The sequence below is a fragment of the Enterobacter sp. RCC_40 genome, assembly GCF_041360735.1.
In the GTDB taxonomy this organism is placed as follows: Bacteria; Pseudomonadota; Gammaproteobacteria; order Enterobacterales; family Enterobacteriaceae; genus Enterobacter; species Enterobacter ludwigii.
On record NZ_JBFUPR010000003.1, the window covers coordinates 26,338 to 48,227 of the forward strand.

At 55.2% G+C, this 21,890-nt stretch carries 19 protein-coding genes and 3 tRNA genes; 18 read left to right on the top strand and 4 right to left on the bottom strand.

Annotation, left to right across the window (positions count from 1 at the left end; translation table 11 throughout):
- Nucleotides 1-11: 11 nt before the first annotated feature.
- Both asd and rsgA read right to left on the bottom strand, forming a co-directional pair.
- The gene (asd, locus tag AB6731_RS12345) at nucleotides 12-980 is read right to left on the bottom strand and encodes an archaetidylserine decarboxylase (RefSeq protein ID WP_047355587.1); all 969 of its coding nucleotides are present in this window, start codon (nucleotides 978-980) and stop codon (nucleotides 12-14) included.
- Between the two features lie 97 nt (nucleotides 981-1,077).
- A complete protein-coding gene (rsgA, locus tag AB6731_RS12350; protein ID WP_020882951.1) occupies nucleotides 1,078-2,130 on the bottom strand; it encodes a small ribosomal subunit biogenesis GTPase RsgA in 1,053 nt (350 codons plus the stop codon).
- A gap of 107 nt (nucleotides 2,131-2,237) precedes the next feature.
- Here rsgA and orn point away from each other — a divergent pair, with 107 nt between their 5' ends.
- The 4 genes from orn (at nucleotide 2,238) to AB6731_RS12370 (ending at nucleotide 3,298) form a co-directional block, all read left to right on the top strand.
- Nucleotides 2,238-2,783 carry an oligoribonuclease gene (gene orn, locus AB6731_RS12355; protein WP_371006419.1) on the top strand — a complete coding sequence of 182 codons (546 nt, stop codon included), beginning with the start codon at nucleotides 2,238-2,240 and terminating at the stop codon, nucleotides 2,781-2,783.
- Between the two features lie 215 nt (nucleotides 2,784-2,998).
- Nucleotides 2,999-3,074 (top strand) — tRNA-Gly (locus AB6731_RS12360).
- Between the two features lie 36 nt (nucleotides 3,075-3,110).
- A tRNA-Gly gene (locus tag AB6731_RS12365) sits at nucleotides 3,111-3,186 on the top strand.
- Nucleotides 3,187-3,222: 36 nt separating this feature from the next.
- Nucleotides 3,223-3,298: transfer RNA gene (locus AB6731_RS12370), tRNA-Gly, on the top strand.
- Between the two features lie 269 nt (nucleotides 3,299-3,567).
- On the opposite strand, the gene queG is transcribed toward AB6731_RS12370, so the two are convergent.
- Complete coding sequence (gene queG / locus AB6731_RS12375) at nucleotides 3,568-4,707, bottom strand: tRNA epoxyqueuosine(34) reductase QueG (RefSeq protein ID WP_025206259.1); 1,140 nt, start codon at nucleotides 4,705-4,707, stop codon at nucleotides 3,568-3,570.
- On the opposite strand from queG, the gene nnr reads away from it, so the two are divergent.
- From nnr to rlmB, 14 genes are all read left to right on the top strand, one after another.
- On the top strand, nucleotides 4,706-6,229 hold the full coding sequence (gene nnr, locus AB6731_RS12380; RefSeq protein ID WP_371006420.1) for a bifunctional ADP-dependent NAD(P)H-hydrate dehydratase/NAD(P)H-hydrate epimerase: 1,524 nt from the start codon (nucleotides 4,706-4,708) through the stop codon (nucleotides 6,227-6,229). The two genes, queG and nnr, sit on opposite strands and share 2 nt — an antisense overlap.
- A complete protein-coding gene (gene tsaE / locus AB6731_RS12385) occupies nucleotides 6,222-6,683 on the top strand; it encodes a tRNA (adenosine(37)-N6)-threonylcarbamoyltransferase complex ATPase subunit type 1 TsaE (RefSeq protein ID WP_020882947.1) in 462 nt (153 codons plus the stop codon). The genes nnr and tsaE overlap by 8 nt, the downstream gene beginning before the upstream one ends.
- Before the next feature lie 16 nt (nucleotides 6,684-6,699).
- Nucleotides 6,700-8,037 carry an N-acetylmuramoyl-L-alanine amidase AmiB gene (amiB, locus tag AB6731_RS12390; protein ID WP_014168308.1) on the top strand — a complete coding sequence of 446 codons (1,338 nt, stop codon included), beginning with the start codon at nucleotides 6,700-6,702 and terminating at the stop codon, nucleotides 8,035-8,037.
- A 9-nt stretch (nucleotides 8,038-8,046) separates the two neighbouring features.
- A complete protein-coding gene (mutL, locus tag AB6731_RS12395) occupies nucleotides 8,047-9,891 on the top strand; it encodes a DNA mismatch repair endonuclease MutL (RefSeq protein WP_047743149.1) in 1,845 nt (614 codons plus the stop codon).
- Entirely contained in the window at nucleotides 9,884-10,834 is a 951-nt protein-coding gene (gene miaA, locus AB6731_RS12400) for a tRNA (adenosine(37)-N6)-dimethylallyltransferase MiaA (protein ID WP_014168310.1), read from the top strand. Before mutL ends, miaA begins: the two co-directional genes overlap by 8 nt.
- A gap of 85 nt (nucleotides 10,835-10,919) precedes the next feature.
- Nucleotides 10,920-11,231, top strand: coding sequence for an RNA chaperone Hfq (gene hfq / locus AB6731_RS12405; RefSeq protein ID WP_014168311.1), 312 nt, complete (start codon nucleotides 10,920-10,922; stop codon nucleotides 11,229-11,231).
- Between the two features lie 74 nt (nucleotides 11,232-11,305).
- The gene (hflX, locus tag AB6731_RS12410; protein WP_020882944.1) at nucleotides 11,306-12,586 is read left to right on the top strand and encodes a ribosome rescue GTPase HflX; all 1,281 of its coding nucleotides are present in this window, start codon (nucleotides 11,306-11,308) and stop codon (nucleotides 12,584-12,586) included.
- Nucleotides 12,587-12,642: 56 nt separating this feature from the next.
- Nucleotides 12,643-13,905 (top strand): FtsH protease activity modulator HflK, encoded by a 1,263-nt coding sequence (gene hflK / locus AB6731_RS12415; protein WP_014168313.1) that lies wholly within the window; start codon nucleotides 12,643-12,645, stop codon nucleotides 13,903-13,905.
- A 2-nt stretch (nucleotides 13,906-13,907) separates the two neighbouring features.
- Complete coding sequence (hflC, locus tag AB6731_RS12420) at nucleotides 13,908-14,912, top strand: protease modulator HflC (RefSeq protein ID WP_014168314.1); 1,005 nt, start codon at nucleotides 13,908-13,910, stop codon at nucleotides 14,910-14,912.
- A gap of 71 nt (nucleotides 14,913-14,983) precedes the next feature.
- Nucleotides 14,984-15,181: a DUF2065 domain-containing protein gene (locus AB6731_RS12425; RefSeq protein WP_014168315.1), complete on the top strand. Its 198-nt coding sequence runs from the start codon at nucleotides 14,984-14,986 to the stop codon at nucleotides 15,179-15,181.
- A 104-nt stretch (nucleotides 15,182-15,285) separates the two neighbouring features.
- A complete protein-coding gene (locus tag AB6731_RS12430; protein WP_025206256.1) occupies nucleotides 15,286-16,584 on the top strand; it encodes an adenylosuccinate synthase in 1,299 nt (432 codons plus the stop codon).
- Nucleotides 16,585-16,776: 192 nt separating this feature from the next.
- Nucleotides 16,777-17,202, top strand: a complete 426-nt coding sequence (nsrR, locus tag AB6731_RS12435; protein WP_014168317.1) for a nitric oxide-sensing transcriptional repressor NsrR — start codon at nucleotides 16,777-16,779, stop codon at nucleotides 17,200-17,202.
- 38 nt (nucleotides 17,203-17,240) lie between these two features.
- Nucleotides 17,241-19,682 (top strand): ribonuclease R, encoded by a 2,442-nt coding sequence (gene rnr, locus AB6731_RS12440; RefSeq protein ID WP_025206255.1) that lies wholly within the window; start codon nucleotides 17,241-17,243, stop codon nucleotides 19,680-19,682.
- 69 nt (nucleotides 19,683-19,751) lie between these two features.
- Complete coding sequence (gene rlmB / locus AB6731_RS12445) at nucleotides 19,752-20,486, top strand: 23S rRNA (guanosine(2251)-2'-O)-methyltransferase RlmB (RefSeq protein WP_014168319.1); 735 nt, start codon at nucleotides 19,752-19,754, stop codon at nucleotides 20,484-20,486.
- Between the two features lie 67 nt (nucleotides 20,487-20,553).
- Here the strand turns inward: rlmB and AB6731_RS12450 are convergent, their stop codons facing one another.
- A complete protein-coding gene (locus AB6731_RS12450; RefSeq protein ID WP_040018462.1) occupies nucleotides 20,554-21,828 on the bottom strand; it encodes an MFS transporter in 1,275 nt (424 codons plus the stop codon).
- Nucleotides 21,829-21,890: the final 62 nt, after the last annotated feature.

Here is a 21,890-nt window from a genome sequence, read left to right on the forward strand (position 1 = left end):
TCCTTCTGTTATTAGCCTTCGTCTTTTTTGTCGTCAACCAGCGGGCTGGCGTCGTGCTCGGCGTCGATCTCTTCTTGGGACAACGGTGCAGGTTCTGCCACCGGCGTTACGAAGGTTTCGGTAGAGACGGCCAGCGGCTGACCCAGTTTGGTGACCGACAGGCTTTCAAGCTGTTCGGCCAGCTTAACTTTACCCGGTGCAAACAGGTTGATAACGGTTGATCCCAGCTTGAAGCGACCCATCTCCTGACCTTTCAGCAGGGCGACAGAGCCTTCTTCTTCACCGGCAGGCCAGGTCCAGCGCTTGATCACGCCTTCACGTGGTGGGGTGATGGTGCCAGCCCAGACGGTTTCAATGCTGCCGACAATGGTCGCGCCCACCAGAATCTGCGCCATAGGGCCGAATTCAGTATCAAACAGGCAGATGACGCGTTCGTTACGGGCGAACAGGTTAGGTACGTTCTGCGCCGTGAGGTGGTTCACGGAGAACAGATCGCCCGGAACGTAGATCATTTCACGCAGGATGCCGTTGCACGGCATGTGCACGCGGTGATAGTCGCGCGGTGAGAGATAGGTGGTCGCGAAGGTCCCGTTACGGAACAGATCCGCCATCAGGTAGTTACCTGCCAGCAACGCTTCCAGGCTGTAGTTATGGCCTTTCGCCTGCAGGATTTTGTCGTCTTCGATGTTACCCAGTTGGCTAATCACGCCATCTGCAGGCATCACCAGCACGTTAGGGTCCGTATTCAGCGGGCGCACGTCGTCGCGCAGTGGCCGGACGAAAAACTCGTTGAAGGTGCGGTAGCTGGCGGTATCCGGCTTCTGCGCCTCTTTCATGTCGACCTTGTAATATTTTACGAAAAGGTCGATGACCAGTTTGGTCAGCCAGCCCGCTCGTTTGCTCGCGCCCCAGCCCGCCAGGCGAGTGAGCCACAGTTTCGGCAGAATGTATTGAAGCGAAAGTTTAAATGAGTTTAACAAGGTAGCCTCCAGGCCATTGTTTTGTCGTTCCTGATCCGGCCGCAAAGCGCCGGAACCTGAAAAAAGGGGACGATTTTAGCGATGCTTAGCTTAGTTGTCAGTTATCAGAATCAGAAAAGTTTTTACGCGTTTTTACCTGATCCATGCTCTCGAGAATTCGGTGGTAGTTTTCAAAGCGGGTCTCCGCTATTTCGCCTTTCTCGACCGCTTCACGGATAGCGCAGCCCGGGTCATTGTCATGTTTACAGTCGCGGTATTTGCAAGCACCTAAATAATCATGGAATTCGACAAATCCGTTGAAGATTTGTTCCGGCTCAAGGTGCCACAAACCGAATTCACGCACGCCCGGGGAGTCAATGACATCGCCGCCGTGCGGGAAGTGATACAGGCGTGACGCGGTTGTGGTGTGCTGGCCCAGGCCAGAAACATCAGACACATCGTTGGTCACGATCTCTTGCTGGAGGCCGAGAAGGTTGTTCAGCAGGCTCGATTTGCCCACACCGGACTGTCCCGCAAAGATGCTGATGCGATCGGTAAGCGCCTCTTCAAGCGGTTTCAGACCATCTTTGGTATAGCTGGAAACCATCAGAACGCGATACCCGATGTTACGGTAGATATCCATCTGCTCGTTGACGAAGTTCATACCGTCTTCATCGAGCAGATCGATTTTGTTGAGTACGATGATCGGTTCAACCTGCAGCGTTTCACAGGCGACAAGGTATCGGTCGATAATATTGAGCGAAAGTTCAGGCAAAATCGCTGAGACGATAACGATCTGGTTAATGTTGGCTGCGATAGGTTTAACCCCGTCGTAGAAATCGGGACGGGTCAGTACCGACGTACGCGCGTGGACCGCCTCAACGATGCCTTTTACCGTGACGCCTTCCGCCGCTTCTTTACCCGGGCGCCAGACCACGCGATCGCCGGTCACCAGAGAACGAATCGTCCGGCGGATGTTGCAGCGGTGAATCTCACCGTTGGCGGATTCCACGTCGGCGTGCATACCGAAACGGCTGATGACGATGCCTTCCATCGGTTCGCCAAACAGGTTGTCGTCGTAATCGACCTTCTCCGAAGTGGTTTTAAGACGGCGCTGGTGATTGGCATTCACACGGCGCTGCTGCCCTTTGGAGAGTTTATTTTTACTCAATCGCGCTGGCTCCTGGTCGCCCGTAAGGGGCAAAACCTCTATGATACACTCTAATTAATACTAGTTAACCTGCTACAGCCGGTTATGCGAGAAGGGTGGAAAATAACATGAGCGCGGATGAAAACAACCTGATTTGGATCGATCTTGAAATGACCGGGCTGGATCCCGAGCGCGATCGCATTATTGAGATTGCAACCCTGGTGACCGATGCCAACCTGAATATTCTGGCGGAAGGGCCGACTATCGCGGTTCATCAGTCCGACGACCAGCTTGCGTTAATGGATGAGTGGAACGTGCGCACCCATACGGGGAGCGGGCTGGTGGAGCGCGTTAAGGCCAGCACCATGGGCGATCGCGAGGCGGAGCTGGCAACGCTTGCGTTTCTGAAACAGTGGGTTCCGGCGGGCAAATCACCTATCTGCGGTAACAGCATCGGTCAGGATCGCCGTTTTCTGTTTAAGTACATGTCGGAGCTGGAGTCTTACTTCCATTACCGCTATCTGGATGTGAGCACCCTGAAAGAGCTGGCGCGTCGCTGGAAACCGGAAATCCTGGATGGCTTTAAAAAGCAGGGTACGCATCAGGCCATGGACGATATCCGTGAGTCTGTGGCCGAACTGGCGTATTATCGCGAGAACTTTATTAAGCTGTAATTCAGGCGGTTGCCGGGGGCGTTGCGCGTTACCCGGCCTACAGAACGCATGAATGGTGTAAAAACGTGCAAAGCGATGAATATTCCATCACTTGAACTGAATTTCACAAAAAACGCTTTTAGGGGGGTTGCAGCTAAACGGATTTCTCGTATAATGCGCCTCCCGTAACGACAGAGAAATACACGTTACGACAGCAACAAAAGCAGTGCAAATTTGCGGGAATAGCTCAGTTGGTAGAGCACGACCTTGCCAAGGTCGGGGTCGCGAGTTCGAGTCTCGTTTCCCGCTCCAAAATTTGAAGGTGCTTCTAAAGCACAGACCACCCAAGCGGGAATAGCTCAGTTGGTAGAGCACGACCTTGCCAAGGTCGGGGTCGCGAGTTCGAGTCTCGTTTCCCGCTCCAAAATTTGAAAGTGCTTCCACAGCACGGACCACCCAAGCGGGAATAGCTCAGTTGGTAGAGCACGACCTTGCCAAGGTCGGGGTCGCGAGTTCGAGTCTCGTTTCCCGCTCCAAATTCTTATCATCTCCAGATTATCCACAGCGGAATGCTTCGTTGGGGACATTTTCTATTGCATCTGAAATACTCTTGTGAACAGAGTTATCCACAGAAGCCCTACTCAGTGACAGACCAGAAGAAAATTAGCAGGGTGAATAATATCTTCTTAACATACTGAATTTAATGAAGTAAATTTCATTTCAAAATGTTATTTAGATCACTTGACCTCATTGCCAGCCCCGATGGCGCTTGAGTTTTTATTTTTATTCACAGGCTGTGAATATATCAAGCATCCCGTACAAGCCCTTTTTCAATCACTCTCACCAGCCGTTGTTTCTTCGGCAGCTGCACCTCGACAACGCAGGCATTGCGCTTCTCGATTTGCTGCGCAATCGCCCATTCTATGTGTTCATCAAGAAGTGGGTGCTCACCTCTGCGACTTTCGAGCGCCTGAATATTGGCTTCATCCCAGGATGCATTACCCAGCGCAACGGCGACATTTCGTAACCAGCGCAGATGCCCAATACGCCGAATGGCGGATCCTTCGGTGACTTTCAGGAACCAGGCCTCACTCCAAGCGAAGAGCTCGATAAGCTGAGGCGCATGAAGCGCTTTACGAGGACTGAAATCGTCTTCATCCGTAAGCTGCGAGTAACGATTCCAGGGGCAGATCAGCTGGCAGTCATCGCAGCCGTAGATACGGTTCCCGATGAGCGGACGGAATTCTTCCGGTATCGCCCCTTCGAGTTCAATGGTGAGATAGGAGATGCAGCGGCGCGCATCCACCGTATAAGGCTCAACGATGGCACCCGTCGGGCAGATGGTCATGCAGGCCACGCAGCGCCCGCAACCTTCCTCTACCGGACCATCTACCGGCAGCGGCAAATCTATGAGCAGTTCACCGAGGAAAAAGAACGATCCGGCATCGCGGCTAAGGATAAGTGAGTGCTTACCTGTCCAGCCAAGCCCGGCTTTTTCTGCTATCGGGCGCTCAAGAACAGGCGCAGAGTCTACAAACGGTCTAAAATTCAGCGACACACAGTGCTGCTGAATAGTTTCCCCAAGTTTTTTTAAACGGTTACGCAGAAGCTTATGGTAATCACGGCCCAGGGCGTACCGGCTGACGTAACCAAGAGCGGGATTTTTTAACGTGCGAGCAAACGCCGCGTTGGCGGGCAGGTAGTTCATGCGTACGCTGATGACGCGTAATGTACCGGGCAACAGCTCGTGTGGGCGGGCACGCATCATGCCATGACGCGCCATCCACTCCATTTCGCCATGGTATTGTTTATCCAGCCATGCCTGCAGTTTCGGCTCGCTGGCGGAGAGGTCGGTATCGGTGATACCCACCTTCTGGAAGCCAAGCTCAGCACCCCACTGTTTAATTTTTTGCGCTAATTCATTGAGATCGAGGGGCTGTGACATGACGGACCATACTGTGAAGAAAAACCCCGAAAGTATACCACATTCCATCTGGCATGCGGATGACCTCCGGCACGCCGAAAAAGAGGCCGCAGACAGCCTCGGCATTACCCTGTATGAACTGATGCAACGCGCGGGTGAAGCGGCGTTTAACGTTGCCCGCACGGCTTACCCTGAATCGTCGCATTGGCTGATTTTATGCGGACACGGCAATAACGGCGGTGACGGTTATGTCGTCGCCCGCCTGGCGGTTGCCGCCGGGATCCACGTGACTTTGCTGGCGCTGGAGAGCGATAAACCGCTGCCAGAAGAGGCCAGTGCGGCGCGGGAAGCCTGGTTGAACGCGGGCGGTGTTATTCATGCCACCGATATCGTCTGGCCGGAAGAGATTGATGTGATTATTGATGGCCTGCTGGGCACCGGACTACGCAGTGCGCCGCGCGACCCGGTTGCCACCCTGATTGCACGTGCCAATGCCCACAGCGCGCCGGTGGTGGCCCTGGATATACCTTCTGGACTGATGGCGCAAACCGGCACGACGCCGGGCGCGGTGATTCAGGCCGCGCACACCGTTGCCTTTATCGCCCTGAAACCGGGGCTGCTTACCGGTAAAGCACGGGATGTCACGGGAACGTTGCACCATAACGCACTGGGGCTGGAGAGCTGGCTTGCCGGACAGGAAACCCACGTTTTGCGCGTTGATGCTTCGCTGCTGGCACAGTGGCTACCGCCGCGCCGCCCGACGTCCCATAAAGGCGATCACGGCAGGCTGGTGATCATTGGAGGTGACCACGGTACGGCGGGGGCTATCCGCATGACGGGGGAAGCGGCATTGCGTTGCGGTGCCGGTTTAGTGCGGGTGCTGACGCGCATCGAAAATAGTGCGCCAATTATTACGGCCCGTCCGGAGCTGATGGTGCATGAATTGACGCCGCAGTCGCTTGAAGAGAGTCTCGAATGGGCGGATGTCGTGGTCATTGGCCCGGGGCTTGGGCAGCAGGCCTGGGGGAAACAGGCCCTGCAGAAGGTCGAGAATTTTCGTAAACCGATGCTGTGGGATGCCGACGCGCTGAACCTTCTGGCAATCAATCCTGATAAGCGTCACAATCGCATTCTGACGCCGCACCCCGGCGAAGCCGCGCGCCTGCTTAACTGCAGCGTGGCAGAAATTGAAAGCGATCGCTTACTTTCTGCCCGGCGTCTGGTAAAACGTTACGGAGGTGTTGCCGTTCTGAAAGGGGCAGGAACCGTTGTCGCCAGCGACGAGGCGCTGGGCATTGTCGATGCCGGAAATGCGGGCATGGCGAGCGGCGGAATGGGCGATGTGCTTTCCGGCATCATTGGCGCATTGCTTGGACAGAAACTTCCCCTTTATGATGCAGCCTGCGCTGGCTGCGTGGCCCATGGTGTCGCGGCGGATAAGCTGGCGGCACGTTACGGTACACGCGGAATGCTGGCCACCGATCTTTTTTGCACGCTACGGCGTGTTGTTAACCCGGATGTGATTGACGTAGAAAATGACTAATCGAGCGATTTCTTTACCTGATGAACAAGCCACTTTAGATCTTGGCAAACGCGTGGCACAGGCCTGTCAGGGGGCAACCGTCATTTATCTGTATGGTGATTTAGGTGCGGGTAAAACCACCTTCAGCCGGGGTTTTCTGCAGGCGTTAGGCCATAAAGGCAATGTGAAAAGCCCAACCTACACGCTGGTAGAGCCGTACACCCTTGAAAATCTCATGGTGTACCACTTTGATTTATACCGCCTTGCGGATCCCGAGGAGCTGGAATTTATGGGGATCCGTGATTATTTTGCCAATGATGCCATCTGCCTGGTGGAGTGGCCGCAACAAGGTGCGGGTGTGTTGCCTGACCCGGATGTCGAAATTCACTTAGATTACCAGGCACAAGGGCGTGAGGCACGCATCAGTGCTGTTTCCTCATCAGGTAGTTCCTTACTGGCGCGTCTGGCCGGTTAAGCGTAGGGATGACGGGATGATTAGTCGCGTTAAAGGTTGGTTATTGGCTGCCACGGTGCTGCTGTGCGCGCAGGCCGGGGCGGCAAGCCTGTCGGATATTCAGGTGTCGAACGGCGAAAGCCAGGCCAGGATCACGTTCAGCTTTATGGGCGATCCGGAATATGCTTTTTCACAGCCAGACAGCCACAGCGTGGCGCTGGATATCAAACAAACCGGGGTTATCCAGGGGTTACCGCTCCAGTTCAGCGGCAATAATCTGGTTAAAAGCATTCGTTCCGGCTCGCCAAAAGATAGCCAGTCATTGCGTCTGGTGGTCGACCTAACCGAAAAGGGTAAAACCAGAGCGGTTAAGCAGCAAAACGGTGCGAATTATACGGTGGTCTTTACCATCAACGCTGACGCCCCTCCGCCGCCTCCGCCTCCACCGGTGGTGGCGAAACGCGTGGAAGAGCCGGTTTATACCCCGCGCCCATCTGAACCGGCACGTAATCCGTTTAAAACGGACAGCGACCGCATTACCAGCGTTACCAGCAGCAATACCGTGACGCGGCCGGCGGCCAGCGCACGTCGCGCGGTCAGCGGTGATAAAGTGATTATCGCCATTGATGCGGGGCACGGCGGTCAGGATCCCGGCGCAATTGGCCCGGGCGGTACGCGGGAGAAAAATGTCACCATCGCGGTTGCCCGTAAGCTGCGGACGCTGTTAAACGACGATCCTATGTTTAAAGGCGTGCTGACGCGCGACGGCGATTACTTTATCTCGGTGATGGGCCGTTCGGATGTAGCACGTAAGCAAAATGCCAATTTCCTGGTGTCCATTCATGCGGATGCCGCGCCAAACCGTAACGCCACGGGAGCCTCAGTGTGGGTGCTGTCAAACCGTCGGGCGAACAGTGAAATGGCAAACTGGCTTGAAGAGCACGAGAAACAGTCCGAACTGTTAGGTGGAGCGGGTGATGTGCTGGCAAACAGCCAGGCCGATCCCTATCTCAGCCAGGCGGTGCTGGATTTACAATTCGGTCATTCCCAGCGCGTCGGGTATGATGTCGCCACAAATGTATTGAACCAGCTGCAGGGCATCGGGTCATTGCACAAGCGCCGTCCGGAGCATGCGAGCCTGGGCGTTCTGCGATCGCCGGATATTCCATCGATTCTGGTGGAAACAGGCTTTATCAGTAATAACGCTGAAGAACGCCTACTGGGCAGCGACAGCTATCAGCAGCAAATTGCCGAAGCGATCTATAACGGTCTGCGTAAATACTTTGATGCGCATCCGCTGCAGTCCGCGCCACAGGGCGGTGCCGCCCAGACGGCCAGCGCAGCGCAGCCAGGTGAGATGACCGCGACCAATTAAGGAGAATTCATGCCGATTCAGGTTCTACCGCCGCAGCTCGCGAACCAAATCGCCGCCGGTGAGGTGGTGGAGCGCCCTGCATCGGTGGTGAAGGAGCTGGTAGAAAACAGCCTTGATGCGGGGGCCACCCGCATTGATATTGATATCGAACGCGGCGGCGCAAAGCTGATTCGCATTCGTGACAACGGTTGTGGAATTAAAAAAGACGAGCTGGCGTTAGCGCTGGCGCGTCATGCCACCAGTAAAATTGCCTCTCTTGATGACCTGGAAGCGATCATCAGCCTCGGTTTTCGCGGGGAAGCGCTGGCCAGTATCAGCTCCGTTTCCCGTCTCACGCTCACCTCCCGTACCGCTGAACAGCAGGAAGCCTGGCAGGCGTACGCCGAAGGGCGTGATATGGACGTGACGATTAAACCAGCGGCGCATCCGGTCGGTACGACGCTGGAAGTGCTGGATCTTTTTTATAACACCCCCGCCCGACGCAAGTTTATGCGTACCGAAAAAACCGAGTTTGGGCATATCGATGAGATCATTCGTCGCATTGCCCTGGCGCGGTTTGACGTGACCATTAACCTTAGCCATAACGGCAAAGTCATGCGCCAGTACCGCGCCGTGGCGGAAGGTGGGCAAAAAGAGCGCCGCTTGGGCGCTATCTGCGGCGTACCGTTCCTCGAGCACGCGCTGGCCATTGAGTGGCAGCATGGCGATCTGGCCATGCGCGGCTGGGTGGCTGACCCCAACGCGAGCAGCGCCGCCTTCGCTGAGATCCAGTATTGCTACGTGAACGGCCGCATGATGCGTGACCGCCTCATCAACCACGCCATTCGTCAGGCCTGTGAAGATAAACTGGGCGCAGATCAGCAACCCGCGTTTGTGCTCTATCTAGAAATCGATCCTCACCAGGTGGACGTTAACGTCCATCCTGCCAAGCATGAAGTGCGGTTCCACCAGTCACGTCTGGTGCATGATTTTATCTATCAGGGCGTGCTGAGCGTATTGCAACAGCAGGCTGAACCGACGCTGCCGCTGGAAAAAGAAGAACCCGCCCCGCGCGCGTTTCCGGAAAACCGTGTTGCAGCGGGCCGGAACCATTTTGCTGAACCTGCCGTGGCGCGTGAGCCGGATGCCCCGCGTTTCTCTGCTGCGGGTAGCACACCGCGCCCAACGGGAGCGAACTATCCCAACGCCCAACCTGGCTATCAAAAACAGCAGGGAGCGTTGTACCGCAAATTGCTGGAAACCCCCGCGGTGGAGCGCAAAGCGCCTGTCGCGGTGCCAGCGCCTTCGCTGGACGGCCACAGCCAGAGTTTTGGCCGGGTTCTGACGATTATTGCCCCGGATATGGCGTTGCTGGAGCGCGAAGGCCACGTGATGCTTCTGGCATTGCCGGTGGCGGAACGCTGGCTTAAACAAGTGCAGCTTACGCCGGGTGAAAACGCGGCCTGTGCACAACCGCTGCTGATCCCCGTTCGGCTAAAAATATCCCCTGAAGAAACAGGGGTACTGCGTCGCGCAGAGGCCCTGTTGGCGCAGATGGGCATTGAAATGGTGCTCGAACCGCAACATGTGACCATTCGCGCAGTGCCTTTACCCTTACGCCAACAAAATTTACAAAACTTGATTCCTGAACTGATAGGCTACCTGGCGCAGCAAACGTCGTTTGATGCCGCCAACACCGCGCAGTGGATCGCCCGCCATCTGGCAAGCGAACATACGCCGTGGAGTATGGCGCAGGCCATTAGCGTGCTGGCGGAGGTTGAACGCCTTTGTCCGCATCTGGTGAAGACACCGCCAGGTGGGTTATTACAACCTGTTGATTTACAAACGGCGATGAATGCCCTGAAACATGATTGACGTAAGCAAGGCGAGCCTGCCAAAGGCGATTTTTTTAATGGGCCCCACGGCCTCCGGCAAAACGGCACTGGCCATTGAGTTGCGTAAAGTTTTGCCTGTAGAGTTGATTAGTGTCGATTCTGCCCTTATCTACCGAGGGATGGACATCGGCACGGCGAAGCCTGACGCAGACGAACTGCGTGCGGCACCGCATCGTTTGCTGGATATTCTCGACCCGGCTCAGGCATACTCCGCAGCGGATTTCCGCCGCGATGCATTAGCCGAGATGGCCGAGATAACGGCGGCGGGACGTATACCGCTGTTGGTTGGCGGAACCATGCTTTATTTCAAGGCGTTGCTGGAGGGGCTTTCACCTCTGCCATCAGCGGATCCAGAAGTAAGAGCAAAAATTGAGCAGCAGGCGGCAGAGCAGGGATGGGACGTTTTGCATAAGCAACTGGCTGAGATTGACCCGGTTGCCGCAGCACGGATCCATCCAAATGATCCGCAAAGGCTTTCCCGGGCACTGGAAGTTTTTTTCATTTCGGGTAAAACTTTAACGGAACTGACGCAAACGTCAGGAGACGCTCTGCCGTATCAGGTGCATCAGTTCGCCATCGCCCCGGCGAGCCGTGAACTGCTCCATCAACGAATTGAGCAGCGTTTTCATCAGATGTTAGCTTCAGATTTTGAAGCAGAAGTGCGGGCGCTATTTGCCCGTGGAGATTTGCATACGGATATGCCTTCCGTTCGTTGTGTGGGATACCGCCAGATGTGGTCATATCTTGAAGGCGAGATTTCATATGATGAAATGGTTTATCGAGGTGTTTGCGCCACGAGACAGTTAGCGAAGCGCCAGATCACCTGGTTGCGCGGTTGGGACGGTGTTCACTGGTTAGACAGTGAAAAACCGCAACAGGCGTTAAACGAAGTGATTGAGGTTGTTGGTGATATCGCTCACTGAATGTGTACAATTGAGTCGTATCGTGCGCAATTTTTCAGAATCGCAAGGTTCTAAGTACAAAACAAGCATATAAGGAAAAGATAGAATGGCTAAGGGGCAATCTTTACAAGATCCGTTCCTGAACGCATTGCGTCGGGAACGTGTTCCAGTTTCTATTTATTTGGTGAATGGTATTAAGCTGCAAGGTCAGATTGAATCTTTCGATCAGTTCGTGATCCTGTTGAAAAACACGGTCAGTCAGATGGTCTATAAGCACGCTATTTCTACAGTTGTTCCGTCTCGTCCGGTATCCCATCACAGCAATAACACTGGCGGCGGCACGGGTAGTAACTACCATCATGGCAGCAGCGCGCAGGGTTCTTCTTCTCCTGCGCAGGACAGCGAAGATACCGAATAAGGTTTCGGGCTGTTATCCACACGGGGAGCCAGGGATCCTGCGTTCCCCGCTGATCTTTTTTGAGGAATTTACGCTTGTTTGACCGTTATGATGCCGGTGAGCAGGCGGTGCTGGTACACATCTATTTTACGCAAGACAAAGATATGGAAGACCTCCAGGAGTTTGAATCTCTGGTCTCTTCCGCCGGTGTCGAAGCAATGCAGGTGATTACCGGTAGCCGTAAAGCGCCGCACCCAAAGTATTTTGTTGGTGAAGGTAAAGCAGTTGAAATTGCGGATGCCGTAAAAGCAACCGGCGCGTCAGTCGTGTTGTTTGATCATGCGCTGTCTCCGGCTCAGGAACGTAACCTGGAACGTCTTTGCGAATGCCGTGTTATCGATCGCACGGGTTTGATTTTAGATATTTTCGCTCAACGTGCGCGTACTCACGAAGGTAAGCTGCAGGTTGAGCTGGCGCAGTTGCGCCATCTGGCAACGCGGCTTGTGCGTGGCTGGACCCACCTTGAAAGACAAAAGGGCGGGATTGGTTTGCGCGGTCCGGGTGAGACCCAGCTTGAAACCGACCGCCGTCTGTTGCGTGGCCGTATTACCCAGATCCTTTCACGTCTGGAACGCGTTGAAAAACAGCGTGAGCAAGGACGTCGGGCGCGATCGAAAGCTGACATCCCGACGGTGTCGCTGGTGGGGTATACCAACGCCGGTAAATCCACCCTGTTTAACCAGATTACTGAGGCCCAGGTTTATGCCGCAGACCAGCTGTTTGCGACCCTGGACCCCACATTGCGTCGTATTGACGTCGCCGACGTCGGTGAAACGGTGCTGGCGGATACCGTAGGGTTTATCCGTCACCTGCCGCATGACCTGGTGGCTGCGTTTAAAGCCACCCTGCAGGAGACGCGTCAGGCGACCCTGCTGCTGCACGTCATTGATGCTGCAGATGTTCGCTTGCAGGAGAACATCGACGCGGTAAACGTGGTGCTCGACGAGATCGACGCCGACGACATCCCAACGCTGTTGGTGATGAACAAGATCGATATGCTGGAGGATTTTGAGCCGCGTATCGACCGAGATGAAGAGAACAAACCGATTCGGGTCTGGCTTTCCGCTCAGACCGGTATTGGTGTGCCACTGCTTTTCCAGGCTTTGACAGAACGTCTTTCCGGTGAGGTAGCCCAGCACACGCTGCGATTGCCGCCACAGGAAGGCAGGCTGCGCAGCCGGTTTTATCAGCTTCAGGCGATAGAAAAAGAGTGGATGGAGGATGACGGCAGCGTGGGGATGCAGGTGCGTTTGCCGATCGTTGACTGGCGTCGCCTCTGTAAACAAGAACCTGCGCTGGTCGACTATATCGTCTGATCAGAAAGGGGATGCCTGAATAATTCGCCCTTGCATAACAAATATGGAGCATATACATGGCGTGGAATCAGCCCGGTAATAACGGACAAGACCGCGACCCGTGGGGAAGCAGCAATAATCAAGGCGGCAACTCTGGGGGAAATGGCAACAAAGGTGGTCGCGAGCAGGGGCCGCCGGATCTGGATGATATCTTCCGCAAGCTAAGCAAGAAGCTTGGTGGTCTTGGCGGAGGTAAAGGTTCTGGCTCTGGTGGGGGTTCCACTCAGGGGCCGCGCCCGCAGTTAGGGGGCCGCGTGGTGGGCATTGTTGCCGCTGCCGTGGTGATCATCTGGGCTGCCAGTGGGTTCTACACCATTAAAGAAGCGGAACGCGGTGTGGTCACCCGTTTCGGTAAGTTCAGCCATCTGGTTGAGCCAGGTCTGAACTGGAAACCGACTTTCATTGACGACGTGACCGCGGTGAACGTGGAGTCTGTGCGTGAACTGGCGGCCTCCGGCGTGATGCTGACCTCCGACGAGAACGTTGTGCGCGTTGAGATGAACGTCCAGTACCGCGTCACCGATCCGCAGCACTACCTGTTTAGCGTGACCAGTGCAGATGACAGTCTGCGCCAGGCCACTGACAGTGCGCTGCGCGGTGTGATCGGTAAATACACCATGGACCGCATTCTGACCGAAGGTCGTACCGTTATTCGTAGCGATACCCAGCGTGAGCTGGAGGAGACCATTCGCCCGTACAACATGGGTATCACCCTGCTGGACGTCAACTTCCAGGCTGCTCGTCCGCCGGAAGAGGTGAAGGCCGCGTTTGATGACGCGATTGCCGCCCGTGAAAACGAACAACAGTACATCCGTGAAGCGGAAGCGTACACCAACGAAGTTCAGCCACGTGCTAACGGTCAGGCGCAGCGTATTCTTGAAGAAGCGCGTGCGTATAAAACCCAGACCGTCCTGGAAGCTCAGGGTGAAGTGGCGCGTTTCGCGAAGATTTTGCCAGAATATAAAGCGGCTCCGGAGATTACCCGTGAACGTCTTTATATTGAGACCATGGAAAAAGTGCTGAGCCATACGCGTAAGGTACTGGTTAACGACAGCAAAGGTGGAAACCTGATGGTGCTGCCGTTGGATCAGATGCTGAAAGGCGGTTCGGCGCCGGCGGCAAAGGCGGATACCAGCGGTGCCAACAACCTGCTGCGTCTGCCACCTGCGGCATCCGGTAGCTCAAGCGCCACAACCACGCCTTCTTCGAACGATGGTGACATTATGGACCAACGCCGTGCTAACGCGCAGCGTAACGACTACCAGCGTCAGGGGGAATAAGGATGCGTAAGTCAGTTATTGCGATCATCATCATCGTATTGGTCGTGCTTTATACCTCTATCTTTGTGGTGAAAGAGGGCGAGCGTGGAATTACCCTGCGTTTTGGTAAAGTTCTGCGCGACAGCGAGAACAAGCCGCTGGTGTTTGAGCCGGGCCTGCACTTTAAAATGCCATTGATTGAATCGGTGAAAACGCTCGACGCCCGTATCCAGACCATGGATAACCAGGCCGACCGTTTCGTGACCAAAGAGAAGAAAGACCTGATCGTTGATTCCTACATCAAATGGCGTATCAGTGATTTCAGCCGCTACTACCTGGCAACGGGCGGTGGCGACGTTTCTCAGGCGGAAGTGCTGTTGAAACGTAAGTTCTCTGACCGTCTGCGCTCTGAGATTGGTCGTCTGGATGTGAAAGACATCGTCACCGACTCCCGTGGTCGTCTGACGCTGGAAGTGCGTGATGCGCTGAACTCCGGTTCTGCAGGAACCGAAGACGAAGTCACCACCCCGGCAGCGGATGATGCCATTGCCAAAGCGGCAGAACGCGTTCAGGCTGAAACCAACGGCAAAGTGCCGGTGATCAACCCGAACAGTATGGCTGCTCTGGGTATCGAAGTGGTCGACGTCCGTATCAAGCAGATCAACCTGCCAGCGGAAGTGTCCGAGGCGATTTACAACCGTATGCGCGCCGAGCGTGAAGCGGTAGCACGTCGTCATCGTTCACAAGGTCAGGAAGAGGCGGAGAAACTGCGTGCGGCAGCGGATTACGAAGTGACCAAGACGCTGGCAGAATCTGAGCGTCAGGGCCGTATTCTGCGCGGTGAAGGGGATGCCGAAGCGGCAAAACTGTTTGCCGATGCCTTCAGCCAGGATCCCGACTTCTACGCCTTTATCCGTAGCCTGCGTGCTTACGAGAACAGCTTCCAGAGCAACCAGGATGTGATGGTGCTCAGCCCGGACAGCGATTTCTTCCGCTACATGAAGACGCCGGCTAACGCAACGCGATAAACTCAGGCCAGTTTGAGTATTCAAACCACCGCTCTCAACGGAGCGGTGGTTTTCTTTTATAAGGATTAAAAATGAATTCAACCATTTGGCTTGCGCTTGCCCTGGTTCTGGTGCTGGAAGGTCTTGGACCGATGCTTTATCCGCGTGCATGGCGTCGGATGATAGCCTCTCTGAGCCAGTTGCCGGATAATATTTTGCGCCGATTTGGGGGCGGACTTGTGGTTGCCGGCATCGTTATCTACTACATGTTGAGGAAAACGATTGGCTGATCAAAAAGTAATCTGGTTTGGCGTATTTTGAGGTCAAAAAGTGCTGTATATCTGAAAAAGCGATGGTAGAATCCATTTTTAAGCAAACGGTGATTTTGAAAAAAATGGGTAACAACGTCGTCGTACTGGGCACCCAATGGGGTGACGAAGGTAAAGGGAAGATTGTTGATCTTCTGACTGAACGGGCTAAATATGTTGTACGCTACCAGGGCGGTCACAACGCAGGCCATACTCTCGTAATCAACGGTGAAAAAACCGTCCTCCATCTTATTCCATCAGGCATTCTTCGCGAAAACGTCACCAGCATCATCGGTAACGGCGTTGTGCTGTCTCCGGCTGCTCTGATGAAAGAGATGAAAGGTCTGGAAGACCGTGGTATCCCCGTTCGCGAGCGTCTGCTGCTCTCCGAAGCCTGCCCGCTGATCCTTGATTATCACGTGGCGCTGGACGTAGCGCGTGAAAAAGCGCGTGGCGCGAAAGCGATCGGCACGACCGGTCGTGGTATCGGCCCGGCTTACGAAGACAAAGTTGCTCGTCGCGGTCTGCGCGTGGGCGATCTGTTTGATAAAGAGACGTTCGCTGAAAAACTGAAAGAAGTGATGGAATATCACAACTTCCAGCTGGTGAACTTCTATAAAGCTGACGCTGTTGACTACCAGAAAGTGCTGGATGACGTCATGGCGATTGCTGACATTCTGACCGGTATGGTTGTTGATGTGTCCGATCTGCTGGACCAGGCGCGCAAGCGTGGCGATTTCGTCATGTTCGAAGGTGCGCAGGGTACGCTGCTGGACATCGACCACGGTACCTATCCGTACGTCACCTCCTCTAACACCACCGCGGGTGGCGTTGCGACCGGTTCTGGTCTGGGTCCACGTTATGTGGATTACGTTCTGGGCATCATCAAAGCTTACTCTACTCGCGTGGGTGCGGGTCCATTCCCGACTGAGCTGTTTGATGAAACCGGCGAGTTCCTGTGCAAGCAGGGTAACGAGTTTGGCGCGACCACCGGTCGTCGTCGTCGTACCGGCTGGCTGGACGTGGTAGCCGTGCGTCGCGCAGTACAGATTAACTCCCTGTCTGGCTTCTGCCTGACCAAACTGGACGTGCTGGACGGTCTGAAAGAGGTGAAACTCTGCGTAGGCTACCGCATGCCTGATGGTCGCGAAGTGACCACCACTCCGCTGGCTGCGGATGACTGGAAAGGCATCGAGCCAATCTACGAAACCATGCCAGGCTGGTCTGAAACGACGTTCGGTGTGAAAGAGCGTAGCGGTTTGCCGCAGGCAGCGCTGAATTACATCAAGCGTATTGAAGAACTGACCGAAGTGCCGATCGACATTATCTCTACCGGCCCTGATCGTACTGAAACGATGATCCTGCGCGACCCGTTCGACGCATAATCTTCGTGACTGCTGGCCTGCGGGACAACCCGCAGGCTGGATACGCGTCGCGCCATCCGGCGAACGCTCCTCGATCTCCGCTTTTTCGCCCCGTCTGTCAAATAAATTAGCCGCTTACTATCTGGCTGGTTTATCATCATTAATGAATATCTGTGCGGTTTATCCGCGTTTTCCCTTTTTCCTGAGGTTGATGTGCAGTTAACAAGTTTCACCGATTACGGCTTACGCGCGCTGATTTACATGGCGTCGTTACCCGATGGGAAAATGACCAGTATCTCTGAGGTTACAGAGGTATACGGTGTGTCCCGTAATCATATGGTCAAAATAATCAATCAACTTAGTCGTGCCGGATACGTTGCTGCCGTCCGCGGGAAGAATGGTGGGATCCGTCTCGGTAAACCGGCGCAGAGTATTCGTGTTGGGGATGTGGTACGTGAACTGGAGCCATTGTCTCTGGTGAACTGCAGCAGCGCGTTCTGCCACATTACGCCCGCTTGTCGCCTTAAACAGGCACTTTCTCTGGCCGTGCAAAGTTTTCTCAAGGAACTGGATAACTACACGCTGGCCGATTTGGTTGAAGAGAATCAACCACTTTATAAATTATTGCTGGTGGAATGAAGAAAATTTCCACCGGAGCTGACAACGGAGGAACCGATATGTCACATGATCCTTTCCAGGAACGCGAAGCCGAAAAATACGCGAATCCTATCCCCAGCCGCGAGTTCATCATTGAACACTTAACAAAACGCGAAAAACCCGCCAATCGTGAAGAACTTGCCGTTGAATTAAACATTGAAGGTGAAGAGCAAATTGAAGCCCTTCGCCGCCGCCTGCGCGCGATGGAGCGCGACGGGCAACTGGTCTTTACCCGCCGTCAGTGCTACGCGCTTCCCGAACGTCTTGACCTGCTGAAAGGCACCGTCATCGGCCACCGTGATGGCTATGGCTTCCTGCGCGTAGAAGGCCGTAAAGACGATCTTTATCTTTCCTCTGAGCAGATGAAGATGTGCATTCACGGTGACCAGATCCTGGCGCAACCGCTGGGCGCGGACCGTAAAGGTCGCCGCGAAGCGCGCGTGGTGCGTGTCCTGGTCCCTAAAACCAGCCAGATTGTTGGCCGCTATTTTACCGATGCAGGCGTGGGTTTTGTGGTGCCGGACGACAGCCGCCTGAGCTTCGATATCCTGATCCCGCCTGAAGAGGTGATGGGCGCACGTATGGGCTTTGTGGTGGTGGTTGAACTCACCCAGCGTCCTACCCGCCGCACCAAGGCGGTCGGGAAAATCGTCGAAGTGTTGGGCGATAACATGGGCACCGGCATGGCCGTTGATATGGCGCTGCGTACTCATGAAATTCCTTACGTCTGGCCGAAAGCGGTTGAAGAGCAGGTTGTCGGCCTGAAAGAAGACGTGCCGGAAGAGTCCAAAGTGGGCCGCGTGGATCTGCGCGATCTGCCGCTGGTGACTATTGATGGTGAAGATGCCCGCGACTTCGATGATGCCGTTTATTGCGAGAAAAAACGCGGCGGCGGCTGGCGTCTGTGGGTTGCCATCGCTGACGTAAGCTATTACGTGCGCCCGCATACTCCGCTGGATAACGAAGCGCGCAGCCGTGGAACGTCGGTCTACTTCCCGTCGCAGGTAATCCCGATGCTGCCGGAAGTCTTGTCTAACGGCCTGTGCTCCCTGAACCCGCAGGTTGACCGCCTGTGCATGGTCTGCGAGATGACCATCTCCACCAAAGGGCGCTTAACGGGTTACAAATTCTACGAAGCGGTAATGAGCTCCCATGCGCGCCTGACCTACACCAAGGTCTGGCATATGCTGCAGGGCGATCAGGATCTGCGTGAGCAGTATGCGCCGCTGGTGAAACACATCGAAGAGCTGCATAACCTCTACAAAACGCTGGATCAGGCGCGTGAAGAGCGCGGCGGGATCTCGTTTGAGAGCGAAGAGGCGAAGTTCATCTTTAACGCTGAACGCCGCATAGAACGTATTGAGCAGACCCAGCGTAACGATGCCCATAAGCTGATTGAGGAGTGTATGATTCTGGCAAACATCTCGGCGGCACGTTTCGTTGAGAAAGCCAAAGAACCTGCGCTGTTCCGTATTCACGATAAACCGTCGACCGAAGCCATCACTGCGTTCCGCTCCGTGCTGGCTGAACTGGGTCTGGAACTGCCTGGCGGTAACAAGCCAGAGCCGCGTGATTACGCTGAATTGCTGGAGTCGATTGGCGATCGCCCGGATGCGGAAATGCTGCAGACCATGCTGCTGCGTTCCATGAAGCAGGCGATTTACGATCCGGAAAACCGCGGTCACTTTGGCCTGGCGCTGCAGTCTTACGCCCACTTTACCTCGCCGATCCGTCGTTATCCGGACCTTTCCCTGCACCGCGCGATCAAGTATCTGTTGGCGCAGGAGCAGGGTCATAAAGGTAATACGACCGAAACCGGTGGCTACCATTATTCAATGGAAGAGATGCTGCAACTCGGTCAGCACTGTTCCATGGCCGAACGTCGTGCAGATGAAGCGACGCGCGACGTGGCAGACTGGCTGAAGTGTGACTTTATGCTGGACCAAGTGGGTAACGTCTTTAAAGGCGTGATTGCCAGCGTCACCGGCTTTGGTTTCTTCGTCCGTCTGGATGAACTATTTATCGACGGTCTGGTGCATGTCTCCAGCCTGGATAACGACTACTACCGTTTCGACCAGGTCGGGCAGCGCCTGATTGGTGAATCTGGCGGCCAGACCTATCGTCTTGGCGATCGCGTGGAAGTGAAGGTCGAAGCCGTTAATATGGACGACCGTAAAATCGACTTTAGCCTGATCTCCAGCGAGCGTGCCCCGCGTAATGTGGGTAAAACGGCGCGTGAAAAGACGAAAAAAGGGGGCAACGGCAACACCGGTGGCAAACGTCGTCAGGCGGGTAAGAAGGTAAACTTCGAGCCAGACAGCGCGTTCCGCGGTGAGAAGAAACAGAAGCCGAAGGCCGCAAAGAAAGAGGCCCGGAAGGCGAAAAAGCCGTCCACCAAAACGCAGAAAATCGCGGCTGCCACCAGGGCAAAGCGCGCAGCGAAGAAACAGCAGGCGGAGTAATTCTCCCCCTCAACCTGACCCTCTCTCCTGCGGAGAGAGGGAAAAGAAAAGACAGAACGAGAACCATCAATGAGTGAAATGATTTACGGCATCCACGCGGTGCAGGCCCTGCTGGAGCGCGCACCGGAGCGTTTTCAGGAAGTGTTTATTCTGAAAGGGCGTGAAGACAAACGTCTGATGCCGCTGATCCACGCCCTGGAAGCACAAGGTGTCGTGATCCAGCTGGCGAACCGCCAGTTCCTGGATGAGAAAAGTGAAGGTGCCGTTCACCAGGGCATTATTGCCCGCGTTAAGCCAGGCCGTCAGTATCAGGAAAACGATCTGCCGGATCTTATCGCCGGGCTGGAAAATCCATTCTTCCTGATCCTTGACGGCGTGACCGACCCGCACAACCTTGGCGCATGTCTGCGAAGCGCAGATGCGGCAGGTGTTCATGCGGTTATCGTGCCGAGGGATCGCTCTGCACAGCTTAACGCGACGGCGAAGAAAGTGGCCTGTGGCGCAGCAGAAAACGTACCGCTGATCCGTGTCACCAACCTGGCGCGCACCATGCGTATGCTGCAGGAAGAGAATATCTGGATCGTCGGTACCGCGGGTGAAGCGGATCATACTCTGTATCAGAGCAAGATGACCGGCCGTCTGGCACTGGTAATGGGTGCCGAGGGCGAAGGTATGCGCCGTCTGACCCGTGAGCATTGCGATGAGCTGATCAGCATTCCAATGGCGGGCAGCGTGTCGTCTCTGAACGTCTCCGTGGCAACAGGTATCTGCCTGTTTGAAGCGGTACGTCAGCGCGGGGAATAAACAGCAAGGCCGTCCTCAGGACGGTCTTTCGTATTTTCTGTGGGAGAGTCACCAGACGGTGAAAAGCTCACTCCTCCAGTGACCGCAAATGGTCATCCTTCCTGAGCGTCATCAGCGCGAAGATACTCACTACCGCCGTTGCCATGACGTAATAAGCCGGAATATCCAGGTTGCCCGTCTCTTTAATCAGCCCGGTAATAATCAGCCCCGCGCAGCCCGAGAAAAGGGCGTTCGACAGGGAATAAGCCAGCCCAAGCCCGGTATACCGTACGCGCGTCGGGAACATCTCTGAGAGCATCGCCGGCCCGGGGCCTGCCAGCATCCCCACCAGACCACCCGCAATCAGCACCACCAGCGCTTTGATGGCCAGCGTGCTGGACTCCGCCTGTAAAACCTTCAGCAGCGGCAGGGCAAGGAGCAGCAGCAACGTGGTGGCGACGATCATCACCGTGCGGCGTCCGATTTTGTCGCTCAGGATCCCGGACGGAATAATCGTCAGCGCAAAACCGATATTCGAAATCACCGCAATCAACAGCGCCTGATTAAACCCGGTATGCAGCGCCGACTGCAGATAGGTGGGCATAATCACCAGATAGGTATAACCCGCCGCTGACCAGACCATCACCCGGCCAATGCCCATCGCAATGGCGTTGAGCGTGGCGACGGTATCAGCCTGAGCGGCAACCGGCTTTTCCTGCTGCTGCACAAAGCTTGGCGTCTCTTCCATACTCACCCGCAGCCACAGCGCCACCACGCCCATCGGTAATGCCAGGAAGAACGGGATGCGCCAGCCCCAGTCATGCAGGGCTTCCGGTGTCAGAAGGGCGGAGAGCAGTGCGACAATGCCAGCGCCTGCTAACAGGCCCAGCGCGACGGTAAATGACTGCCATGCACCGTAGAGGCCCCGCTTGCCGCGTGGGGCAAACTCGGTCATCAGCGAGACAGCGCCACCATACTCACCACCGGCGAACAATCCCTGCAGGATGCGCAGCAGCGTGATAATCAGCGGGGCGGCAATACCGATGCTGGCATAGACCGGCACAATACCGATTGCGGCTGTAGCCAGCGTCATCAGCACCAGTACAATAATCAGCGTCGGTTTTCGGCCTATCCGGTCACCTATTCTGCCAAACACCACCGCGCCCAGCGGGCGGAAGAAGAAGGCGATGGCAAAGGAAGCATAGGTAAGGATCAGGCTGGTCAGCCCCGCGTCCCCCTCAAGCTGGAAGAAGTTCTTCGCAATTACGGTCGCCAGAAAACCATAGACCGCAAACTCATACCACTCGATAAAGTTACCAATGGAGCCTGCAATTAATGCTCGCTTGTGCGCGTCCGGTTGCATAACGTTCCTCACTGAAAGGGGGTAAGAATAAATTATTCAACAAAAGCGAATGCGCGAAATAG